Consider the following 943-nt stretch of genomic DNA (forward strand, 5'->3'; position numbering starts at 1 on the left):
CGAAAAATGCACCGGCCGCGCATTATTTGTACTGCGAAAATAATTGGTACTGCGGTATCTTCATTTCATATTTTAAAAATGCACCTTTGCTGCTTTTCCTTAATTTTTAGACGGCCCGCAGGTTCGTTTTGCGGTACTATCTTGTGATAAAAAGTTGTTTTGACATGTGATCTGCACAGATTTTATAATGTAATAAGCAAGAATACATTATCAAACGAACAATACTGGTAAAAGAAAACCAAAATGGACGACATTGAAACAGCCAAGAATCTGACGGTAAAAGCACGTACAGCTTATAGCGTCTGGGATGTATGTCGGCTGTTTATTGAAATGATTGCTCCTGATGTAGATATTGATATAGAGAGTAAACGTAAGTCTGATGAGCTACTCTTTCCAGGATATGTCATAAGGCCCATGGAATCTCTCACAACCGGTAGGCCGTATGGTCTTGATTCTAGCGCAGAAGATTCCAGCGTATCTTCTGACTCCAGTGCTGAGGTAATTTTGCCTGCTGCGAAGATGGTTAAGGAAAGGTTTGATTCGATTGGAAATGGTATGCTCTCTTCACAAGAAGCAAGTCAGGCTGCCATAGATTTGATGCTACAGAATAACAAGCTGTTAGACAATAGAAAGCAACTATACAAATCTATTGCTATAATAATAGGAAGATTGCCCGAGAAAGACAAGAAGAGAGCTACCGAAATGCTCATGAGAAAAATGGATTGTACACAGTTATTAGTCCCACCAGCTCCAACGGAAGAAGATGTTATGAAGCTCGTAAGCGTCGTTACCCAATTGCTTACTTTAGTTCCACCAGATCGTCAAGCTGCTTTAATAGGTGATTTATTCATCCCGGAATCTCTAAAGGATATATTCAATAGTTTCAATGAACTGGCGGCAGAGAATCGTTTACAGCAAAAAAAGAGTGAGTTGGAAGGAAGGA

At 39.8% G+C, this 943-nt stretch carries 1 protein-coding gene; it reads left to right on the forward strand.

Features of this window, described 5'->3' with window-relative positions; genetic code table 11:
- Positions 1 to 243: 243 nt before the first annotated feature.
- Positions 244 to 943: hypothetical protein (locus tag E8M12_RS16225; RefSeq protein WP_136737316.1), on the forward strand; the 700-nt coding region annotated here is incomplete at its 3' end.

Source organism: Thalassotalea mangrovi (assembly GCF_005116735.1).
GTDB classification, from domain to species: domain Bacteria; phylum Pseudomonadota; class Gammaproteobacteria; order Enterobacterales; family Alteromonadaceae; genus Thalassotalea_A; species Thalassotalea_A mangrovi.